The organism is Burkholderia sp. TSV86 (assembly GCF_001522865.1).
In the GTDB taxonomy this organism is placed as follows: Bacteria; Pseudomonadota; Gammaproteobacteria; order Burkholderiales; family Burkholderiaceae; genus Burkholderia.
Map to the genome: position 1 here is coordinate 35,158 of NZ_LOWB01000042.1, position 21,265 is coordinate 56,422.

A 21,265-nucleotide genomic window follows, 5' to 3' on the forward strand; every position below is an offset into this window, starting at 1 on the left:
TCGACGATCTTTTTGCTTACTGAAAAACCGGAATGCATTCTAATGCAGGGTTGTATCTGAATGCAAAGGTGTTTTGATTGTTTGGAAAGTGCTAGACTTGCGCGTCATGAAGCCGACACGCCTGACTCGAGAACAAAGCAAGGATCTGACGCGCGAGCGTCTGCTCAACGCCGCACATGCAACTTTCGCGAAAAAGGGGTACGGCGCGACCAGCGTGGAGGACATCGCGTCGGCGGCAGGCTTTACGCGCGGCGCGTTCTATTCGAATTTCCGCAGCAAGGCGGAACTGTTGATCGAACTGCTCAAGCGCGACCACGAAAGGGCGGAGCGCGAGCTCGAGGAAATTTTCGATGCCGGCGGCACGCGCGAGCAAATGGAGGCGAACGCGCTACGCCTGTACAGCCGGCTCTTTCGCGACGATCCGACGCTCGTGCTATGGGGCGAAGCGAAACTGCAGGCGATGCGCGACGCGAAGTTCCGCGCGCAGTACAACGAGTTCGTCAAGGAAAAGCTCGACTACCTGGCGCGCTACATCCGCATGTTCAGTGAGCGAGTGGGCACGCCGCTGCTGCTGCCGGCCGACGTGCTCGCGCTCGGCCTGATGGGCCTATGCGACGGCGTGCAGTCGTACCATCTCGCCGATCCGCGGTGCGTGACGGCCGATACCACGCAAACGGTATTGGCCGGTTTCTTCTCGCGCGTGGTGCTTGGCCGCGCGCCGGACTGACGGGCCTGCGCGGCGCGCGACGGCGGGGCTCGGCCGCCCGGGCATGCTCAGCGCCCGAGATCGGCGTTCATCCGCCGGTACGCATCGAGCAGCGCAGTCTTGTAGACCACCCCCGCGAGCGTCGGCTCGTCGGCGCATTCGATCACTGGCAGCCGCTCGCCCTGGAACCGCATGAAATGCTCGAGCGCGGTGGCGATCGGCATGTCCGGCGTGAGCAGCGGAAACGGCGTGTGCAGGTAATTCGCGGCGCTCTTGTGCGTGGTGTCGCGCTTCTCGAGCAGATCCGACGTGATGTCCTTGAGCGCGACCGCGCCGCGAAAGCGTCCGGCCTCGTCGGTCACGTACAGGTATTTGACCGGATATTCGAGAAACACTCGCGTCATGTCGGCAACGCTCGCCGTCAGCGGCACGACGGTTGCCGCGGGCTGGATCAGATCGCGCATTTGCGCGGCGCGCAGCCGCATGCGCGCCTCGTCGTCGCGATGGCGGCGCAGCGTGATTTCGTACATCGACGTCTTGCCGAGCGCGCGCGCGGCAAAATACGCGACGACGCACGACACCATCAGCGGCAGCACGACCTGGTAGCTGAGCGTCATCTCGAAAATCATCAGGATCGCCATCAACGGCGCCTGCGTCGCGCCCGCGAGAAACGCGCCCATGCCGACCATCGCATATGCGTACCATGCGGATACGTGCGTGGGCATCAGCGCATGCAGCGCGATGCCGAACAGCGAGCCGAACACGGCGCCCGTGAAAAGCGTCGGCGTGAAGATCCCGCCGACCGCGCCCGAGCCCGCGGTCGCCGCGGTTGCGATCAGCTTGCAGACGAGCACCGTGACGAGCGCCTGCCAGGTCCACGGCGAATGCAGGATCGCGTTGACCACGCTGTAGCCGTTGCCCCAGACGTCGGGCACCCATACCGAGATCACGCCGACGACCAGGCCGCCCGCCGCAAGCCGCACGGGCAGCGGCACGGGCAGGCGGCGGAACTGCGCCTTCGATGCGTCGAGAAGACGCAGGAACTGCGGCGCGGCCGCGCCGCAAATGAGGCCGAGTGCGACGAAGAGCAGTACTTCCCAGCCGGTGACGGGCGGAAACACAGGCATTTCGTAGGGTGGCCGGTAGCCGGCGAACTCGCGCATCACAATGTTCGAGACGACCGAGGAGACGACGATCGGCCCGAAGCTCTCCATCGCGATCGAGCCGAGCACGATCTCGCAGACGAAGAACGCGCCCGCGATCGGCGCGTTGTACGCGGCGGTGATGCCCGCCGCGGCGCCGCACGCGACGAGCAGGCGCAGCCGCGACGGATCGAAGTGCGCAAAGCGGCCGACGAGCGACGCGACCAACGCGGCCAGTTGCACCATCGGCCCTTCCCGGCCGATCGAGCCGCCGCTGCCGATCGTCACGAGCGACGAAGCGCTGCGCCAGAGGCTTTGCCGCACCGGCACGACGCCGTCGCCGAGCGCGACGGCCTCCATGTAGTCGGATTTGCCGTCGGGCGGCGCGCCGCGCTGCGCGATCAGCAGCACGCATCCGGCCGCGAAGCCGCCTGCGGCGGGTAGCGCGACACGGACGAGCGGCGGCAAGCGCCGCGCCATCTCGGTAAAGCTGCCGCTCGATCCGCTCAGCAGGCGCTGGATCAGCTCGATGCCTTCGCGAAACGCGACCGTCGCGAAAGCGCCGCCGATACCGACGATGACGGACCAGACGAGCATCGTGTGCGCGTCGGACAGGCGGAACAGGGTTTGCGCGCGAGTGCGCAGCTTTAGCAGGAACGAGAGCACGACTGAAGCGCTTCGGCGAATGAAATCGAGCGGAAGAATAGTACCGCGCCGCGCCGGCCGAATCCGTTACGTGGACCCGGCCGGCGCGGCGCGGCGGCGAAAAAGAGCGGCGAGCGTTTAGCCAAGCCAGCGCTGCGTTGCCCAGACGATCGCATAGCCGCCGATCGTCAACCATACATAAAGGATCAGACCGGTGACGAGCGCGCGCGGGCCGGCGGCGCGGATCTGCGACATCCGGGTCTCGATGCCGAGCGCGGTCATCGCCATCGTCAACGCGAACGTGTCGAGCGTGTTGAGCACGCTCGTCGTGTCGGCGGGCAGCATCTGCAGCGAGTTCACGACGACGAAGCCGAGAAAACCGAGCGCGAACCACGGCACCGCGAGCTTGCGCGCCCCGTGCCCGGCCGCTGTATGCGCGGCCGAGCGGGCGAGCCACGCGCCGAGCACGAGCAGCACCGGCACGAGCAGCATCACGCGCGTCATCTTGACGATCGTTGCCACCCGCGCGACTTCGGGGCTCACGTCGCTTGCCGCGCCGACCACCTGCGCAACCTCGTGGATCGTGCCGCCGAAGAAAAGGCCGAGGCCCGTCGCGTCGAGGTGCAGCCAGCCGGCGCGATACGCGAGCGGGTATGCAAACATCGACAGCGTGCCGAACAGCACGACGCTGCCGACCGCCATCGCGCTCTGATGCGGTTTCGAGCGCAGCGTCGATTCGAACGCAAGCACCGCGGCCGCGCCGCAGATCGCACTGCCCGCGGCGGTGAGCAGCGCCGAATCGCGGTCCAGCTTCATCAGCTTGATGCCGGCCCAGGTGCCGACGGCGAGTGTGCTGACGACCACGAGTGCCGATACCGCGAGCCCCGGCAGCCCGACTTGTGCGATCTCCTGCAGGCTCACGCGCAGCCCGAAAAACGCGACGGCGATCCGCAGCAGCTTGCGCGCGGAGAAATCGACGCCGGCCGCCCAGCTCGCGGGCATGCCGTCGCGCAGCAGGTTGCCGTACAGCGCGCCCGCGACAATGCCTACGATTAACGGGCTCAGGCCGAAGCGCGCGACGGCGGGCATTTGCGCGATGCTCGTGACAGCGAGCGCGAACAGCGCAACGAACAGGATGCCGTTGAGCTTGCCGCGTACCGACGGCACCGCGGCGCTCAAATGAGGAGAAGGGACCGTGGACATGGTGTGGTTTCGATATGTTCGGAATGGTAACGGTCCTAATCCTATTTAGGATATATGAATATGAAAAATTGTGATTTGTGACGTAAAATATCGGAAAACTCGATATTTTTATGAGATGACCCCGGATCAACTGATAACGTTTGCCGCCGTCGCCGAGCATCGGAACATCAGCCGAGCGGCGCTCGCGCTGCATTTGTCGCAGCCGGCCGTATCGGGCCAGTTGCGCCAGTTGCAGGACGAATTCGGCGAGCCGCTGTATCTGCGCGACGGGCGCGGTGTGCGATTGACGCCCGTTGGCGAGGCGCTTGCGCGACATGCCGCGCAATTGCGCGACACGTTCGCCCAGGCGCGCGCGTACCGCGACGCGGTGCGCGGGCTCGAGCGCGGCACGCTGCGCGTCGGGGCGAGCACGACGCCCGCCAGCTATCTGCTGCCGTATCTGCTCGCCGAATTCCAGCCGCTCGCGCCCGACATCGCGATTCAGACCATGAGCGGCAATACGGCCGATGTCGTCGCATCGCTCGCGGCGCTCGACGTCGCGCTGATCGAAGGCCCCCCCGGCGACCCGCTGCCGGTGGGCACGACGGTTCATCAATGGTGCGACGACGAGATCGTCGCGATCGTGCCGGCCGCACATCCGCTCGCCGCGCGCGCCCGCCCGGGCAAGCGGCCGGGCGCGACGCTCGCCGAACTGGCAGCCTATCCGCTGGTGCTGCGCGAGGCGGGCTCGGGCGTGCGGCAGCTTGTCGAGCGCGCGTTCGCGCTTGCCGCGGCGCCGCTGTCGGTCGCTTTCGAGATCGCGGGCGTCGAAGCGGTGAAGGAGGCGGTGCGGGCGGGGATGGGAATCGGTTTCGTATCGGCGATGTCGCTCAGGCATGACGATGCGGCGCTCGCGATGCTATCGATCGCGCCGCAACCGCTCACACGGCATTTCTCGATCCTCGTGCCGCATGGCGCGACGCCGTCACGCGCGGCCGCGCGGTTTCTCGAGCTGTGCATGGCGCGCGTGCCGGCCGCGCTTGGCAGGCGGCCGGCGACGAGGCGCGGCGGCGCTTAGAGGCGCGCGCCGCGCTGATGGCCGCCGGGCGGTTTGAGCGCGATCAAGCAAAGTCCGGTCGGGATCGCGACGGCAACGGCCAGCGCTATCAGCGGCATGTGGCGGGGCACGGCGATGCCGCGGAGCGTGCAATATTCGAGCGCGGAGACATAGATGGCGCTCGTGATCATCAGCGCGACGCCGAAAATCCGGTTGCAGCGATACCAGACCGCTTCGTCGCGCAACGTAACGCTCAGCCGGACGCCGTAAAAACGGTTGGGCTTGATCCATTGCGCGGCAAGCGGCACGGCGATCAAGAAGAACGACGCGCCGGCAAGCAGAAACAGCGCGGTATGCGGAAGGTCAGGCATGCGGCGGACTCCTTTTGACTTTGAGGCGGCGGCAGACGAATGTGCGGCGCGTTTTCGTCGCGCGTCGCGAACGGAATGCGCAACACGGAACACGCCGGCGCACCGGGTGGCTCTCATCCGATATTGTGCGCCGCTCGCGCGTGATCGCGTGATCGCGCGGTGCCGGCGCGACGCGACGGCGGGCCGGCGGGATTTCCGCCTAGGGATTTCCTCTATGGCCTCTGCCGAACACTCGGCGCACCATGGGCGCGAATACAAATGGAACCGGTTCCATTGAGCGAATACGACATTCATCGGCATGGAAAAGGGCGAAGCATGGTCGACATCGTGATCGTGGCAAGCGCATTCGGAACGGACGCGGTGCGGCGCGACGGGCATCGCGCGTTTATCGACGCGACGGCCGAAGCCGGTGCGGCTGGCTTCGAAGTGCGGCGCGAGTTGTTCGCGTCTGACGACGACGCGTCGCCGCGAGCGCTCGCGCATCTAGGCGACGCAATCGCCGCGGCGGGCCTGTGGTCCGTATACTCGACGCCCGAAACGCTCTATGCGGATGACGGCACACTGAACCGCCAGGCCGTTGCCGCGACGCTCGACGCAGCCGGCGCGCTCGGCGCGCGCTTCGTGAAGTTCCAGCTCGGCGCTTTCGCGTGCCGCCCACAGGCGGCACCGCTTGCCGGCTTGCTCGAACGCGCGCCTGCCGGCATGCGCGTGCTCGTCGAGAACGGCCAATTGCGGCAAGGCGGCGCACTCGCGCAGTTCGTGTCGCTGTTTGCCGCGCTGCGCGACGAGCGGATGCCCGCGCTCGTCGGCATGACGTTCGACATCGGCAATTGGCTGTGGGCGGGCGAAGCACCGCTCGACGCGGCGCGCGCGCTCGCGTCGCACGTCGAATACGTGCATTGCAAGGCCGTTGGCGGCACGGGTGCACGCCGTTTCGCGGTCGCGCCGCCGGTGCACGACCGGCTTTGCGTCGACGTGCTCGCGCTGCTGCCGGCTGCCGCACCGCGCGGCATCGAGTTTGCGCTCGACGCCGCGCGGCTGGCCGACGACGCAGCGACGCGCGTGGCGTGGCTCGCGGCCGCATGACGAAGCTGCCCGCCCGGTCCGCAACGGGCTAAGCTTGACGCCTGCGTCGCGCCGCGAGCGGCGCACACAACGGTGCCCACACTGTCACGATCACGAAAGAGCCATTCAATATCATGCAAGTCCCGCTCGACGTCGTTACCTATGGCGAAGCGATGGCGATGTTCGTCGCTGACGAGCCCGGCCCGCTGGAAAGCGCGACGCATTTCGCCAAGCGCATCGCGGGCGCCGAACTGAACGTCGCGATCGGCCTCGCGCGGCTGGGTTTTCGGGTCGGCTGGGTGAGCCGGATCGGCCAGGACTCGTTCGGCCGCTATGTGCTCGACACGCTCGCGCGCGAGCGCATCGATGCGTCGTGCGTGAGCGTCGATGTGCGTTATCCGACCGGCTTTCAGTTGAAGTCGCGCGCGATGCACGGCGCGGACCCTGCGGTCGAATATTTCCGCAAGGGCTCGGCCGCGAGCCGTCTGTCGCTCGACGACTACGTCGCCGAATACGTGCTCGGCGCACGGCATCTGCATTTGACGGGCGTTGCGCCCGCGCTGTCCGATACGTCGCGCGAACTCGCGTTTCATCTCGCGCACGCGATGCGCGACGCAGGCAGGACGGTGTCGTTCGATCCGAATTTGCGGCCCACGCTATGGCCGTCGCCCGACGCGATGGCCAGCACGCTGAACGCGCTCGCGGCGCTCGCCGACTGGGTGCTGCCGGGGCTTGCCGAAGGCCGGCAGCTCACGGGCCGCGACGCGCCCGCCGACATCGCGGCGTTCTATCTGGCGCGCGGCGCGCGCGGCGTGGTCATCAAGCTCGGCGCCGAAGGCGCGTACTTCCGGACGGCTGACGGGGACGAGGGTACGGTGGCGGCCGAGCGCGTCGAACAGGTCGTCGATACCGTCGGTGCGGGCGACGGCTTTGCGGTCGGCGTCGTCAGCGCGCTGCTCGAAGGCCGCGCGATCGCCGAGTCGGTTGTGCGCGGCAATCGCATCGGTGCGCTCGCGATCCAGGTGATCGGCGATTCGGAAGGCTTGCCGACGCGCGCGCAGCTCGATCGGATCGAAAGCGCGGCCGATCGGGCCGATTGACGGGATAGGCGGGCGTGCGGCGAGCCGTTCGTGCCGGTCCGGGGCGGACGTAATCGCGGCAAGCCGCGCGCCGGCAGCGGATACCGCGCGGATGACAAGGGATGGGGCAAGCGCTGAAGCGCCAACTCCCATCGACCGCCAAGGGGATGGAGTAGGTGCTTAAAGCACGCACTCCATCCAACCTTGGCATGGGATGGGAGTAAGCGCTGAAGCGCCAACTCCCATCGACATCGACACTGGGGACACGCTTCATGCCAGCAATACTTGCGCCTCGCCGCTGGTGGACGATCATGCCGATCGTCTTCATCACGTATAGCCTTGCCTATCTCGACCGCGCGAATTATGGCTTCGCCGCCGCAGCCGGCATCAATCAAGATCTCGGCATCAGCAAGGCACTGTCGTCGCTGATCGGCGCACTGTTCTTTCTCGGCTATTTCTTCTTTCAGATTCCGGGCGCGATCTATGCGGAACGGCGCAGCGTGAAGAAGCTCGTGTTCTGGAGCCTCGTGCTGTGGGGCGGCTGCGCGACGGCGACGGGGATCGTCACGAACATCCCGTCGCTGATGGTGATCCGTTTCCTGCTCGGCGTCGTCGAAGCCGCGGTGATGCCCGCGATGCTGATCTTCATCAGCAACTGGTTCACGAAACGCGAGCGCTCGCGCGCGAACACGTTCCTGATTCTCGGCAACCCGGTGACGGTGCTGTGGATGTCGGTCGTCTCGGGCTATCTCGTGCACGAATTCGGCTGGCGTCACATGTTCATCGCCGAAGGCGTGCCGGCAATCGTCTGGGCGGTGTGCTGGTGGTTCATCGTGCAGGACAAGCCCGCGCAGGCGACCTGGCTCAGCGCCGGCGAAAAGCGCGATCTCGATGCCGCGCTCGTGGCCGAGCAAGCGGCGCTCAAGCCCGTGCGCAACTACCGCGACGCGTTTCGCTCGCCGGCGGTGATCCGGCTGTGCGCGCAGTATTTTTGCTGGAGTATCGGCGTGTACGGTTTCGTGCTGTGGCTGCCGTCGATCGTGAAAAGCGGCTCGTCGCTCGGCATGGTCGAGACCGGCTGGCTATCGGCGCTGCCGTATCTGGCGGCGACGATCGCGATGCTCGCGGCGTCGTGGGCGTCCGACAAGCTTGGTTCGCGCAAGAGTTTTGTCTGGCCGTTCCTGCTCGTCGGCGCGCTGGCGTTCGCCGCATCGTATGCGCTGGGCACCGCGCATTTCTGGATATCCTATGGGCTCCTCGTGGTCGCCGGCGCGGCGATGTACGCGCCATACGGTCCGTTCTTCGCGATCGTGCCGGAGCTGCTGCCGAAGAACGTCGCGGGCGGCGCGATGGCGCTGATCAACAGCATGGGCGCGCTCGGCTCGTTCGTCGGCTCGTATGTCGTCGGTTATCTGAATGGCTCGACGGGCTCGCCCGCCGCCTCCTATGCGTTCATGAGCGCCGCGCTCGTGCTGGCCGTCGTGCTGACGTTGTCGGTGCGGCAGGCTGACACGACCCCGCCGCTCGCCCATCCGCTGCAAGGAAAATGAATCGATGAAGCATCGAATCGTCGTCTACAAGCCGTTGCCTGACGACGTGCTCGCGTATCTGCGCGAGCACGCGCACGTGAACATCGTCGACGGCGCCGACGCGCTGGCGCAAGCGCTCGGCGACGCCGAGGGCGCGCTCGGCGCGAGCCTCAAGATCACGCCCGAGTTGCTCGAGCGCGCGCCGCGCCTGCGCGCGTGGTCGACGATCTCGGTCGGCTTCGACAACTTCGACGTCGCCGATTTGACGCGGCGCGGCATTGTGCTCGCGCATACGCCGGACGTGCTGACGGAGTCGACCGCCGATACAGTGTTCGCGCTGATTCTCGCGAGCGCGCGGCGCGTCGTCGAACTCGCCGAGTTCGTGAAGGCGGGCAATTGGCGGCAGAGCATCGGCGAAGCGCTGTACGGCACCGACGTGCAGGGCAAGACGCTCGGCATCATCGGGCTGGGGCGCATCGGCGCGGCGGTGGCGCGGCGCGCGGCGCTCGGCTTCCAGATGCCGGTGCTATATACGAACCGCAGCGCGAATCCCGATGCGCAGGCGCGGTACGGCGCGCGCCGCGTCGATCTCGACACGCTGTTGGCGCAGTCCGATTTCGTATGCGTGCAAGTGCCGCTCACCGACGAGACGCGCCACCTGATCGGCGCGCGCGAACTGGCGACGATGAAACGCAGTGCGATCCTCGTGAATGCGTCGCGCGGGCCCGTGGTCGACGAGGCGGCGCTCGCCGCCGCGCTCGCCGCCGGCACCATTCGTGCGGCCGGGCTCGACGTGTTCGAACACGAGCCGCTTGCCGCCGATTCGCCGCTGTTGGCACTGCCGAACGTCGTCGCGCTGCCGCACATCGGCTCGGCCACGCACGAGACGCGGCACGCGATGGCGCGCTGCGCGGCGGAAAACCTGATCGCCGCGCTCGACGGCAAGCTCTCGCGCAACATCGTCAATCGCGACGTGCTGACGCGTGCCGCCGGCGGCCAATGAGCGGGGAGGCCGGCGTCGTGTCCGGTAACCTTCATTCCGCTTACTGAGGCGATGCGCTCGCGCCCCGCTAGAGCCGGACATCTTGGTACGGCCCGATGGGCTGCGTTATGATCGCCGCTCATCGCCCGTGCGAAATGCGCGGCGATATACCTAAGGCGCGGTGTGAATGCACTGTTTCCTATCGTTTTTGCGTGGCCGGACTTGGCTGGCGTCAGACATCGCGTGTTGGCCGGTCCGTCGAACAACAATGACCCGCTCGTTTGGCCAGCGGCGCGGACTGCTTGTCGCGAGGCGACCCTGTGACTAATTCTCGAAACCGCTCGTTGCGTCCCGCGACGATCAGCGACGTTGCCCGCGAAGCGGGCACGGGCAAGACCAGCGTCTCACGTTATTTGAACGGCGAAACGAACGTATTGTCTGCCGACCTGCGCAAGCGCATCGAAGATGCGATTGCGCGCCTGAACTATCGCCCCAACCAGATGGCGCGCGGCTTGAAGCGCGGCCGCAACCGTCTGCTCGGACTGCTCGCCGCCGACCTGACGAACCCCTATACCGTCGAAGTGCTGGGCGGCGTCGAAGCCGCGTGTCACGCGCTCGGCTACATGCCGCTCATCTGTCACGCGGCGAACGAACTCGAGATGGAACGCCGCTATCTGCAATTGCTGACGACCTATCGCGTCGAGGGGATGGTTGTCAACGCGCTCGGCGCCGACGAGAATGCGCTGAAATCGCTGCGCGGCGGCGGTATTCCGACGGTGCTCGTCGATCGCAGCATTGAAGGCTTCGATGCCGACATCGTCGGGCTCGACAATACGGCCGCGGTCGAACTGGCGCTACGGCATCTGTTCGATCAGGGTTTCGAATCGATTCATTTCGTTGTGCAGCCGTTTTCGCACGTCAGCTCGCGGCGGCTGCGCGAGGCGGCGTTCCGCACGCAGCTTGCGGCGTCCGGCCGTTCGCTCGCACCTACGCTCGTGCTCGACTTGCAAGATGCCCACGCGATGCGCGGCGCGCTGAGCGAATTCGACGCACGGATCGATGCGGCCGCCGGCCACCGCACGCGGCCGGCATTCTTTGCGGCGAACGCGCCTGTCGGGCTCGCGCTCGCGCGGCATCTGCACGCGCGATTCGGCAATGCGTGGACGGCGCGCGTCGCGCTGATCGCGATCGACGATCCAGATTGGGCGGAATTGATCGGCGTGACGACGATCCGCCAGCCGACCTACGCGATCGGCTATCGCGCGGTCGAATTCGTTCATGAGCGGATCGACGGCGGCACGGGCGCGTTTCGCGAGATGCTGCTGCCCGGCGAGCTGTGCGTGCGCGCGTCGACCGCAAGCTGAGTATCATGCGGCTCACGCACTGAGCCGGTGCGTGTTTTGAACAAGGATTGCCATGACTGTTGCTCCCGTCACGTTGGCCGCGCTCGTCGTCGCCACGCTGATCGTGGCGTTGTTGCCGATCGGCCTCTATCGATTGCTCCGCAAGCGCGCCGCGCTCGACAGGCGCGATGCGATCGTCGGCATTGCCGCCTACACGCTGTTCGCTACGCTGCTCGAACGCGGGCTCTATGCGCTGTTGCTGGGCCAGCCGGCGGCGGTGGCGTGGCTGTCCAAGCCTGTCGCGTTTGCCGTGTCGGGCGCGCTCATCGCCGCGCTGTTCGAGGAAACCGGCCGCTATCTGGGGCTGCGCTTTGCCGCGAAGCGCTACGGCCCGTCGGCCGGCGGCGGCCGCGGGCTCGGCTATGGGCTCGGTTTCGGCGGCGCGCAGGCGTGGTTTGCCGGCGTCGTCGTGCTCGCGCAATGGACCTATCTCGCATGGCTCGCGAACCGCGGCGCGCTCAACGAGCAGTTGTCGACGATGCCGCCCGATCTTGCACTGCGCATCCAGGTGATGCTGGCGACAATGTCGGCTTCGTCGATCTCGGTGTCGGTGCTCGAGCGCGTCGCCGCGTTCCTGTTCCAGGTCGTGCTGTCGATGTGGATGTGGCGGGGTGTGCAGGCGCGCAAGCGATGGATTTTGCCGCTACTGATCGTGGTGCATCCGTTGATCGATTTGCCGCCGATTCTGTATGGCGCGGGCACGATTCCGTTTGAATCGATGGTTGCGCTGTATCTGCTGCTGGCCGTAGGTTTCGCGCTCGGATTGATCAAGCAGTGCCGCCGTCTGGCGGCGCAGGCAGCAGGCTGAAGGAGGGGGCGCGATGGACGATTATCAGTACGACTGCGCAAGCGCGGAGTTTGAGGTGCTCGCGCGCGTGATCTGCGACCTGTTTCCGGAGCAGGCGCGTTTTGCCGAGCGCACCGATAACGCCGAGCGGTTTCTTGCTGTCCAATGGCTGGCGATGCGCTTCGGTGCCACGCCGCGCAAGATGACGCTCGACGTGCGCATCGCGCCGGCCGCGCTCAAGCGCTATCTCGAACTGAAGCCGATGCAGCGCGCGCGCAGTCATGCGGTGCTGCGCGCCTATGTCGAGGCCATGCTCGGCACGCTCGAGCAACGGCATGCGAACGGCGAGGCGGTGCCGCGCGAGGCGCTCGTCGAACTCGGCGACGAGTTTGCTTGATTTTAATCCCAGGCAGCCACGCCCGGGTGCCGCTCGACGACGGCTCAGGGCGCCGCGCGATATACCTGCGCGAAGCGCTTGGCCTGCACGACGCCGTAATCGCCGGGCGCATACTGCATCACCCAATCACCTGCGTCGCCGCGCAGCGTGTCGCCGCCTGCCGAGCGAGCGATCGAAAACGGGGCATCCATCCGTTTCGCGAGCACGACGACGGGAAGATTGCGATACGCGCCCGGTTCGCCGTGCGCGTGATCGGCGGCAGGCACGTACTTCGCATCGAAGCGCGCGCGCGACACCACCCAGCGATCACCCGTCGAACCGGTGACGAGCGCGTCGCCCGCCGCATACCGGTTTGGGCCTTCGAGGCTCATCAGCTCGCCGGGCCGGGCGGCGAACTCGACCTGGACCGTTTCGTCCTTGATGACGCGCATCGCATCGGGATCGTGGCGAAGGTCGACGTTTTGCAGTTCGATCATGTCGGTTGGCGTCAATGAAAGCGCGACACTTTAACGTGAAACGGCGCGCACGGGAATGCCGCGCGCCGGTGCGCGGCGCCACGTGCGCTGGACCGCCGGGCAAACCGACATGGGCGGGACGGCGCGCGCCGCGCGTCGTCCACCGGCGGTCTTATTCCTTCGCCCCCGCCCGGCTCTTGCCCGCATCCGGGTGCTGCAGCCAGTTGCGAAACGTGGTGTCGGCAAGCGCCTTTTGCTCGGGCGGGAAGCTCGTGTACAGCGGCGTGAACGCGTCGGCGAGCTTTTTCGCGCCCTCGGCACCTGCTTGCGTCAGTTCGACATACTGCTTGATATCGTCAAGCGCCGATGCGCTCTTGTTGTTGAGCCGGTCGCGGAAGAGACGCGCCATCGATTCGTTGTTCTCGCGAATCGTGTCGGCGAACGCTTTCCATTGCGGCTCCTGCGCCGGCGTGATCTTGAGCTGATTGTGCAGATACGCGATGCGCTCCTCGACACGCGCTTCGTGGCGCGCGGCTGCAGCCGCGGAGGCCGCGGCGGGCTGGGCCGGGGGCGTTTGTGCGTGCGAGAGCGCCGCCGACAACATAAGCGCGGCGGCAGCGAGGGTCAGCGGGATCTTTTTCATTGTGGCTCCTAAGTGATGGTCCAGCAGTGGTGCGGCCGTGGTTCGTTCGATAACGGGCCGCGGGTGCGCCGGCAGGAACGGCGCACGTTCCGCGCTATTAGTAGCATGGTATCTGGGCGCCGGACATCGTTGCGACATCTGCTTACAACCGAAACGAATCGAAATCGACGGCGCGGATCTGCTTTCGCGGTGCGCCAAGGTTGGGCGGCCGGCCGTTCGGCGCTATCATCGCGGCAATTCCATTCATTCGTGCGCCATGCGTCCTCCCCGACTCGATCAACTCGACGAACTCGACCGCAGCCTCGTTGCACTGCTGCAGGCGAACGCGCGCGCAAGCGTCGCGGATCTCGCGCGGCAGCTCGGCGTCGCGCGCACGACCGTCCTTGCCCGCATCGCGCGGCTCGAGCGCACGCAGGTGATTGCGGGCTACAGCGTGCGGCTCGGCCAGGACGTGCTCGATGCGAGCATCTACGCATACGTCGGCATCATTCTCGCGCCGAAGTACGGCAAGGACGTGCTGAAGCGCCTCGATCGAATGCCCGAAGTTCAGCTTTTATGCGCGGTCAGCGGCGAATACGACTACGTGGCATGGCTCAGGGCGGATTCGCCCGATCGGCTCAACGATCTGCTTGATCAGATCGGCACGCTCGAGGGCGTCGAGCGCACGACCACGTCGATCATTCTGGCGCGCAAGATCGATCGCGGAACGATCGGCGGTTAGATCGACGAACCTGCGATGGCTCACGGATGGCGCGTGCAACGCGTGCCGACGGGAAAATCGCAGCGAGCCGGCCGGACTCGTGGAAACACGGCCGCTGCGAAAATCGTTCTGGCGAAGCGAAATTCGTCGATCGAACATTAATAATCGCCAAGATATACTCGGTGACAGAGTTTAATCGATTAAAAAAAGACAGACGCAGGCACGGATGCTTTTAGTCAAGCCTCAATGTGTTTCCGGGCGGCATGGAGTGCCGCATTAAATTTGACAAATACATGGCACGGCCCAGGTAAAAAATAATATTAATAAGAATTGTTTTGTGCGGCGCCGATGCTTGCTTGGGTGGGCGTTCTGACTTTTTAAAATCGGCCGGATTCGCGTGTTGCGCCGTGTGTAAATATGAGCATCTGCCAGGAACTGGGTATATTTTATATATTATTAAAATTCCGATTAAATTTCATGCATTAATGAACCGTCAGGAGCATTTTCCATGAGACGATATATTTCAAGGGCACCCAACCCGTTGTTGGATGTTCGCAGGAAGATGACTGACGACCATAATGCTTGGCAACAAAATCATTTACTGCCGCCACGCCATCGTAAAGCCGCACCGCACGCGATATCGGCAAGCAATGCACAAACGGCGCTTTTTTTTACTTTGTTATTGGCGGGCGATTACGTTGCCAACGGGTGTGCTGCCGTGCGAACGGTTGGAAATGCTCAGGTTCGCCGGCGTTTCCATGCGGCAGATCCGAAAGAAGGCGTCAGAACAGATATGGCGCAGCAGGCATCGGCTGGCGCAAAAGAACATTTGTTGCCCCGGCGCCGGGGCGCGCCGGACGCAAATATTATCGACCGTGCGATAGCGATTAGCGAACCGCTCGCCGATTCGTCCCGAAATCAGCTATTTCAATTAGACCACTTCGCTGCTGAAACAGCGCCTCGTGTCGGAATCGAGCAATTCCCGGTCAATGTGGGTAGTAACCGAATCAAAATCAGCAGTGAAAACCAGCCCGATGACAAATACGGCGTTAAAGCCGGGCCGTCAACGCAATCCAGTGAATCGAATACCGTCGATCATCCTCAAAGATATTTGAAATTGGGAACGCCGGCTGAGTCGGCCGGAATAGCCAACGCTCGATATGCAAGAAGCGCCGATATACCCACCACGTCCATGCCGCCGAAAGACCAGACGCTACAGGGCGATCTGCAGATCGATGGCAGCTCGTTGATCGGCGCACGGATATTGGGTGTGCGCAAATTGTTGGGGAATATGGCGGAGAATCATGAAGACGAGCAGTTGCTAGAACTGGCGAATGGTATTCATCAATACGCGTATCATCACCCAGCCAATCAAACCGCCGCAGCGCTTTCTTTAGCGCTTCTTGGAGAGGAGTGCTCGTATTGGGCGGCAGCGCATGGCGGGAACGAATTGAAAATGAATACATACGCCAAAATGAGAATATTTCGAGAATCATGGTTTATTGCCTTGAATTCGCCGCCGCCCCCGGAATTCAAGAATAGAACCGAATTGGCAAAAGACTACATCGCGGAAAATAATATCGAATCGAAGCATTTTCACACCGGACTTCAGAGATGGGTGCCCGTGGAATACGATTTCCTCGTCAAACGAGTCAGTCAATATCGAGAAATTGCAACCCAATATTTCAATCAATTTAATAAATTCATCAAACAGAATCTGGATGCGACTGTTAAGGCAAAAGTATTTGCTCTTGCGGATGAATCAAAGGTCGGAAGGTTGACGCTTGAATATCGCCCCGAGAAGGCTTGGGTCATATCGGACGCAAGCCTGAAAATCTATGATGTGAGCGAGCGATATATTGGGGTGGCGGTAGCGAAATCGCGGGATTTCATTCAAGATGCGAGCGAGCCGGCGCTGGTCTTGCCGGTCCCTGGCAATCATTATTTGTTAATTAAACCGGATGGTGAGATTTCATATGCAAATGATATTGTGAAGCATAACGAAATTCAAAAAGACATGGCGCTGACTGCTTTGGGAGCGGAGTTTTCTGGCAATATAACCAGCAACGGTCGGGAAACGATGTGTGATATAAACAAGAAAGATTTGTGCAATCTTTCTGATTTTAGGCTGCATTCCAGTTTGTACAGTATGCCGCATCGTCCATTTTCGATACGCGATCTCATGGAAGCCAAAGTCAAACGCCATATGATCAGGCTGATAGATGCGTGGAAGGACAGTATGTACACCGAGACACCAACCGAGGCATTGTTCAGTTTTATCATTCCGTTTTACGAAACGATAAATAAAGCTCAATTGGATCCGCGTTATCAAGTTCGAATTCAGGATATCGCAATGGATATCGTTCAACTGGGCTTGACGCTTGCCACGATCGGTAGTTCAACAATGAGTTTTAAAGCTATCCGGGCAGGAGTGAGAGCCGCCAGGGCTGCAAAACTAGCGAGCGCCACCGAAAGGGCATCCGCCATCGTTAAAGCTACGCTCGAAGGTTCTAAAACCAGCAGTTTCTTATTGGTGGCGGGAAAAGAGCTGACCGATTTTGTAATACCAGTTTTTACCGCGCGCAGTATTTATCGCGCGGCCTTCAATATCCCAAAAAGCAGGGTGGCGAAAATAATTGGCGGTGAATTGAAAAAGATGGATGAACTATTCAAAAAGCTCGTCGACCAAACTACCGCGCTCGATAAGATTTATGAAAATATTGCTCGGGGCTTTGATTACGTCATGTCGCCTGCCGATATAAAGAAAATGATCGACGAACGGGCAGCGAAGAAAATTCCAGATAAATTGTTTAGAGGGCAATCGTCCGTAGTGGATAAAAATTATTTAGGCACGCCATGGGCTCATGTCGATGAATTATCTCGTGATGATTATCTGATCGACTGCATAAAACACTCCGCGAGGGTAGGCGGTTCGATGGGTAGAGTGCTTTCGCTCAGCGCGAACAAATTTGTGGCGAAAAAATTTGCGATCAGCCGGCAGGCAGGAAAGTTATTCATGATACATGCCGACAAAAGCCCGCGTAATTTTCGAACGATCGAAGATATCATAAAAAATGATGGGCCTCGATTGATTTCAGAAGGAAAAATAACCGCCGGAACCTTAGCATCCGCAATCAGAAATAGCGCAGTTAATCGTGAGGAGGAAATATTTTATATGCTCGGCAGCATTCCCGATGAAATGGTCGAAATCGTGAGCGGAAAAAAATTTCGAGAATTGTCGGATTGAATTCTTCGCGCAATTGAAATATGAAAGTCGAGTATGCTTGGCCGAGCCCGCCGCCGATGCTTGACGCACTCCGATATCGATAAAGGAAATCCTTAGCGCCGCCACGCGCATAGTGGCATTGCGTCCAAATCGGCGGCCGAGTGGCATTGCACGGCTATTCTATGACTGACGGGGGCGCGGAATATGAAGGTGAATAGCTACGATCAGCTTCAAGCGGCGCTGCTTGACGGCCATATTGACGCATGCGGCGCATTTCTCGCCTCGCGCCGCGAGTCGGATGCGGGGTTTGCGGAGTACTGGTATTGGCTTGCGCAAATGCATTATCGGTCGAGCCGTTTTTTGCAGGCGGCGGACGTGTGCTTCAAGCTCACGCGTGAGGCGAGCGCGTTCGGCATGCATTTTCATTGCTTCGCGGATATATGCGCGCACTTGGGCGTAAAAGATATCGGCATTGCCGGGCTTGAAATGCTGGCGTCCAAACCGGAATTGGGTCTGGCATCGTCATATTACGTGCGGCTGTGTGGCAATCATTATCTGGGCGAAGACGAGGCGGTGCTGGAATTGCAGCGCGACGCGTCGGTGCCGGCGGCTTGCATGAGCGAGCATCATCGCGCGCGCAGCGTCATGCGCCGGCATGGTATCGCGGCGGGCATCGACGCATTCCATCGGACGTATTGCAGCCGGCAGGCGGTGGCCGAACTATGGCCTGCCCAGGATCTGGAACATTACTGGTGCGGGCAGCGCGATTTGCCGAAACACCTGACCATCAAAGGATTCTCATGCGGCTTCGGCGATTTCATCCAATGGAGCCGATATGCGCGAGTATTGCGGGCGCTTGGCGTGGCAATCGCCTATGACGCTCAGTTCGACGGGCTCTGGGACGAAGGACCGATCGACGACCATGCGCGCCATCTCGCGTCGCAGCTCAAAGCCGCCGATTTCGTGTTCGGCCGTAACGACACATCGATGTGGACCCATGCATTTGCGCTGTTCTCATCGTTATTTCCCGTGCTCGGCTATGGCGAAATGGGCCGCTATCTCGCGCCGGGTGATGACGATCGGGTCGAGCAGATCGTTCGCACGATTCGTCAGCGCGCGCAAGGCAGGCAATGCATCGGCATTTTCTGGTCGTCGATCGAATCGAACAACTTGTATGCCAGCAGGAGTTTGCGGCTGACGCATCTCACTCCGCTATGGGATGTTTCCGACGATATTCATTGGGTCGTCATGCAGCGCGGCCACGAACGCATGCGCTGGGATAACGGCCCTTACGCGCAAGACCCCCGGCGCTGCACGAACCTGCCGGCGGCGACGAGCCTCGCGCAAACCCTCGGCATCATGGATCGGCTCGATGGCTTCGTCGGCAACGACGGCGTGCTGTCTCACGCGGCGGGTGCGTTGAACAAGCCTGGCTATCTGTTGCTCAACGCGCGATGCGCCGATTGGCGCTACGAACAATACGCGGGCGCGACGCCCTGGTATTCGTCGCTGCAATTGCTCAGGCCCGAGACGATGGGGGGGTGGGACGGGTTGGCGGCAACGCTCGCGTCGAAGATCGAACGCGGGAGCGCGTACTGAAGCAGACCGCCGTCTCGTAGCCTCGCGCCATGTGCGTTGATATGCCGTTTACAACGAAACGTCAAAATGGAATGACGATTCGTCGAAAACACGCGTCGTTTCGCATCAAATTTAATCTATAAACTGTTTTTGCACATCCCTACACTCTCCGACAGAGCAACACGCCGTTTACAACAACCATTTCGTCAGGAGAGACTCAACATGAAAATCGCCATCGTCGGCGCTGGTCTTATCGGTCACACCATCGCGCATCTGTTGCGCGAAACCGGCGACTATGAAATTGTCGCATTCGATCGCGATGTGGAAGTGCTTGCGAAACTGTCGAGCCTGGGCATCGCGACGCAGCGCGTCGATTCCGCCGACGCGTCGGCGATTCGCGAAGCCGTGAAGGGGTTCGATGCGCTCATCAACGCATTGCCGTACTACCTCGCGGTCAACGTCGCCGCGGCGGCGAAGGCGGCGGGCGTTCATTACTTCGATTTGACCGAGGACGTGCGCGCAACGCATGCGATCCGCGAGCTGGCCGAGGGCTCGGACCGCGCGTTCATGCCGCAATGCGGGTTGGCGCCGGGGTTCATCGGCATTGCCGCGCATGAACTCGTCAACGGCTTTAGCGAAGTGCGTGACGTGAAAATGCGCGTTGGCGCGCTGCCCGAGTATCCGACGAATGCGCTCAAATACAACCTCACGTGGAGCGTCGACGGCTTGATCAACGAATACTGCCAGCCGTGCGAAGCGGTTCGCGAAGGGCGTCGGCAGTGGGTGCAGCCGCTCGAAGGGCTCGAGCATTTCTCGCTCGACGGCACCGAGTACGAGGCGTTCAACACGTCGGGTGGCCTCGGCACGCTTTGCGAGACGCTCGAAGGCAAGGTCGAGACGCTCGATTACAAGTCGGTTCGCTATCCGGGCCACCGCGCGCTCATCCAGTTTCTGCTCGAGGATCTGCGCCTGTCGACCGATCGCGACACGCTGAAATCAATCATGCGCCGCGCGGTGCCGTCGACGAAGCAGGATGTTGTGCTCGTATTCGTGACGGTGACGGGCGTCAAGCACGGGCAGCTCGTGCAGGATGTGTTTACGCGCAAAATCTTCGCGAAGGAAGTATGCGGGATGCCGATGAGCGCGATTCAGATCACGACGGCCGGCGCGATGTGCGCGGTGCTCGATTTGTTCCGAGAAAAGAAGCTGCCGCAAAGCGGCTTCGTGCGCCAGGAGCAGGTGCCGCTCGCCGCATTCCTCCAGAATCGCTTCGGCAAGCTGTACGAAGGCGAGACGCTAGTGCGGATGCCCGCGCTCGCGTAATTCGGCTACGGTAACGGGCCGGCCCGCCGATTGGCCTGACCGCTTTCCGGTTGCCCGGCCGGCATCCGAATCCGCCGCCGGGCGGCCTATCGAGCCGCCCGGCGCTTTCTTATGCTGCTTTAGGCAGGTAACGGCGGCACCGTCAAGCTTGTGCGTGCCGGCGGCGGTACGATTCGCGCGAGCAGGGCGTCGAAATCGGCATCGGTGGGCGCGGTGCTGTCGAACATCAGCAGATCGCCGCATCGTTCACCGGACGGCGAGAAGCGGCGCTGCCGGTATTCGTCCCAATGCGCGAGCTTGTACGCGTCGTTCGGATTGCCGCGCGCGACGATTCGCGCATGCGCGACGGCTTCGGACGTATGCACCCAAATGACGCGCAGCACGACATCGGGCCCGATGCCCAGCCATTCACGATCGAACAGCCGAGCGTCACGAATTTCGCGCGACAGCGGCCCGACCGCGAGCACGCTGATGCCGAGCGCCAGATTCTCGCGCGCGGTATCGAGCAGCCCTTGATATTCGGGATCACGCAGGTGCTGCAGATAAAGCGGGCTGTCGCGATCGTTCGGGTTCTGCGTCAGCGCACCCATTGCGGCCGCGCTATAGTGGCCGTACAGCGTATCCTTGTCGAGCAGGCAAAATGCGTCACCGGTCGCATGCATCAGCGGCCGGATCAGGCGCTTGGCGAGCGTGGTCTTGCCGGTGCCTGCGTGGCCACAGACGAACACCAGATAGGTCACGGGTGTTGCCCTTGCTGCGCGACTGGCCCGCGGCGTTCGCCGTCGGCGTCGTCACGCGGAAATTGGCCGTTCGCTTCGAGCCACATCACATTGATGATGCCGAAGCCGAGTGCGGCTCCTATGCCGAGAATCCATGAGTAATACCACATTGCGGTCTCCTTGATGGATGAGCGGGCGGGGCATGCCGTCCGGCGCGCGCGTGCGGCGTTGAGCGTCGGCACGTGCGCGCGACACCGATCATGACCAATATTGACG

The 21,265-nt window shown here is 62.7% G+C and carries 20 protein-coding genes; 13 read left to right on the forward strand and 7 right to left on the reverse strand.

What is annotated here, in order from left to right; translation table 11 throughout:
- The first annotated feature begins 106 nt into the window (after positions 1-106).
- Positions 107-727 (forward strand): TetR/AcrR family transcriptional regulator, encoded by a 621-nt coding sequence (locus tag WS68_RS07475; RefSeq protein ID WP_059570189.1) that lies wholly within the window; start codon positions 107-109, stop codon positions 725-727.
- Positions 728-774: 47 nt separating this feature from the next.
- On the opposite strand, the gene WS68_RS07480 is transcribed toward WS68_RS07475, so the two are convergent.
- On the reverse strand, positions 775-2,514 hold the full coding sequence (locus tag WS68_RS07480) for a ClcB-like voltage-gated chloride channel protein (RefSeq protein WP_059570190.1): 1,740 nt from the start codon (positions 2,512-2,514) through the stop codon (positions 775-777).
- Positions 2,515-2,631: 117 nt separating this feature from the next.
- Positions 2,632-3,696, reverse strand: a complete 1,065-nt coding sequence (locus tag WS68_RS07485; RefSeq protein WP_059570191.1) for a YeiH family protein — start codon at positions 3,694-3,696, stop codon at positions 2,632-2,634.
- A 115-nt stretch (positions 3,697-3,811) separates the two neighbouring features.
- Here WS68_RS07485 and WS68_RS07490 point away from each other — a divergent pair, with 115 nt between their 5' ends.
- Positions 3,812-4,753: a LysR family transcriptional regulator gene (locus WS68_RS07490; protein ID WP_059570192.1), complete on the forward strand. Its 942-nt coding sequence runs from the start codon at positions 3,812-3,814 to the stop codon at positions 4,751-4,753.
- Here WS68_RS07490 and WS68_RS07495 read toward each other — a convergent pair.
- Complete coding sequence (locus WS68_RS07495) at positions 4,750-5,103, reverse strand: SdpI family protein (protein ID WP_059570193.1); 354 nt, start codon at positions 5,101-5,103, stop codon at positions 4,750-4,752. The two genes, WS68_RS07490 and WS68_RS07495, sit on opposite strands and share 4 nt — an antisense overlap.
- Before the next feature lie 315 nt (positions 5,104-5,418).
- Here WS68_RS07495 and WS68_RS07500 point away from each other — a divergent pair, with 315 nt between their 5' ends.
- The 7 genes from WS68_RS07500 to WS68_RS07530 all read left to right on the forward strand — a co-directional run bounded on the left by WS68_RS07500 (position 5,419) and on the right by WS68_RS07530 (position 12,345).
- Positions 5,419-6,189, forward strand: coding sequence for a sugar phosphate isomerase/epimerase family protein (locus tag WS68_RS07500; RefSeq protein ID WP_059570194.1), 771 nt, complete (start codon positions 5,419-5,421; stop codon positions 6,187-6,189).
- Between the two features lie 113 nt (positions 6,190-6,302).
- Positions 6,303-7,268 (forward strand): sugar kinase, encoded by a 966-nt coding sequence (locus WS68_RS07505; protein WP_059570195.1) that lies wholly within the window; start codon positions 6,303-6,305, stop codon positions 7,266-7,268.
- A 251-nt stretch (positions 7,269-7,519) separates the two neighbouring features.
- Positions 7,520-8,797: an MFS transporter gene (locus WS68_RS07510; RefSeq protein ID WP_059570196.1), complete on the forward strand. Its 1,278-nt coding sequence runs from the start codon at positions 7,520-7,522 to the stop codon at positions 8,795-8,797.
- A 4-nt stretch (positions 8,798-8,801) separates the two neighbouring features.
- Positions 8,802-9,779 (forward strand): NAD(P)-dependent oxidoreductase, encoded by a 978-nt coding sequence (locus WS68_RS07515; RefSeq protein WP_059570197.1) that lies wholly within the window; start codon positions 8,802-8,804, stop codon positions 9,777-9,779.
- A 299-nt stretch (positions 9,780-10,078) separates the two neighbouring features.
- Positions 10,079-11,122, forward strand: coding sequence for a LacI family DNA-binding transcriptional regulator (locus WS68_RS07520; protein ID WP_059570198.1), 1,044 nt, complete (start codon positions 10,079-10,081; stop codon positions 11,120-11,122).
- Between the two features lie 52 nt (positions 11,123-11,174).
- On the forward strand, positions 11,175-11,969 hold the full coding sequence (locus WS68_RS07525; RefSeq protein WP_059570199.1) for a YhfC family intramembrane metalloprotease: 795 nt from the start codon (positions 11,175-11,177) through the stop codon (positions 11,967-11,969).
- 13 nt (positions 11,970-11,982) lie between these two features.
- On the forward strand, positions 11,983-12,345 hold the full coding sequence (locus tag WS68_RS07530) for a DUF3022 domain-containing protein (RefSeq protein WP_059570200.1): 363 nt from the start codon (positions 11,983-11,985) through the stop codon (positions 12,343-12,345).
- A gap of 44 nt (positions 12,346-12,389) precedes the next feature.
- On the opposite strand, the gene WS68_RS07535 is transcribed toward WS68_RS07530, so the two are convergent.
- Positions 12,390-12,821, reverse strand: coding sequence for a PGDYG domain-containing protein (locus tag WS68_RS07535; RefSeq protein WP_059570201.1), 432 nt, complete (start codon positions 12,819-12,821; stop codon positions 12,390-12,392).
- Between the two features lie 151 nt (positions 12,822-12,972).
- Positions 12,973-13,443 carry a Spy/CpxP family protein refolding chaperone gene (locus WS68_RS07540; RefSeq protein ID WP_059570202.1) on the reverse strand — a complete coding sequence of 157 codons (471 nt, stop codon included), beginning with the start codon at positions 13,441-13,443 and terminating at the stop codon, positions 12,973-12,975.
- A gap of 256 nt (positions 13,444-13,699) precedes the next feature.
- On the opposite strand from WS68_RS07540, the gene WS68_RS07545 reads away from it, so the two are divergent.
- The 4 genes from WS68_RS07545 (at position 13,700) to WS68_RS07560 (ending at position 20,270) form a co-directional block, all read left to right on the forward strand.
- Positions 13,700-14,164, forward strand: a complete 465-nt coding sequence (locus WS68_RS07545; RefSeq protein WP_059570203.1) for an Lrp/AsnC family transcriptional regulator — start codon at positions 13,700-13,702, stop codon at positions 14,162-14,164.
- 487 nt (positions 14,165-14,651) lie between these two features.
- The gene (locus tag WS68_RS07550; protein WP_156429393.1) at positions 14,652-17,390 is read left to right on the forward strand and encodes a hypothetical protein; all 2,739 of its coding nucleotides are present in this window, start codon (positions 14,652-14,654) and stop codon (positions 17,388-17,390) included.
- A gap of 189 nt (positions 17,391-17,579) precedes the next feature.
- Positions 17,580-18,968 (forward strand): hypothetical protein, encoded by a 1,389-nt coding sequence (locus WS68_RS07555; protein ID WP_197419552.1) that lies wholly within the window; start codon positions 17,580-17,582, stop codon positions 18,966-18,968.
- A gap of 201 nt (positions 18,969-19,169) precedes the next feature.
- Positions 19,170-20,270, forward strand: coding sequence for a saccharopine dehydrogenase family protein (locus WS68_RS07560; RefSeq protein ID WP_059570206.1), 1,101 nt, complete (start codon positions 19,170-19,172; stop codon positions 20,268-20,270).
- Between the two features lie 119 nt (positions 20,271-20,389).
- Here the strand turns inward: WS68_RS07560 and WS68_RS07565 are convergent, their stop codons facing one another.
- Entirely contained in the window at positions 20,390-21,010 is a 621-nt protein-coding gene (locus tag WS68_RS07565; protein WP_059570207.1) for an AAA family ATPase, read from the reverse strand.
- Positions 21,007-21,159, reverse strand: coding sequence for a cytochrome bd-I oxidase subunit CydX (gene cydX, locus WS68_RS29350; protein WP_059570208.1), 153 nt, complete (start codon positions 21,157-21,159; stop codon positions 21,007-21,009). Before cydX ends, WS68_RS07565 begins: the two co-directional genes overlap by 4 nt.
- Positions 21,160-21,265 lie beyond the last annotated feature (106 nt).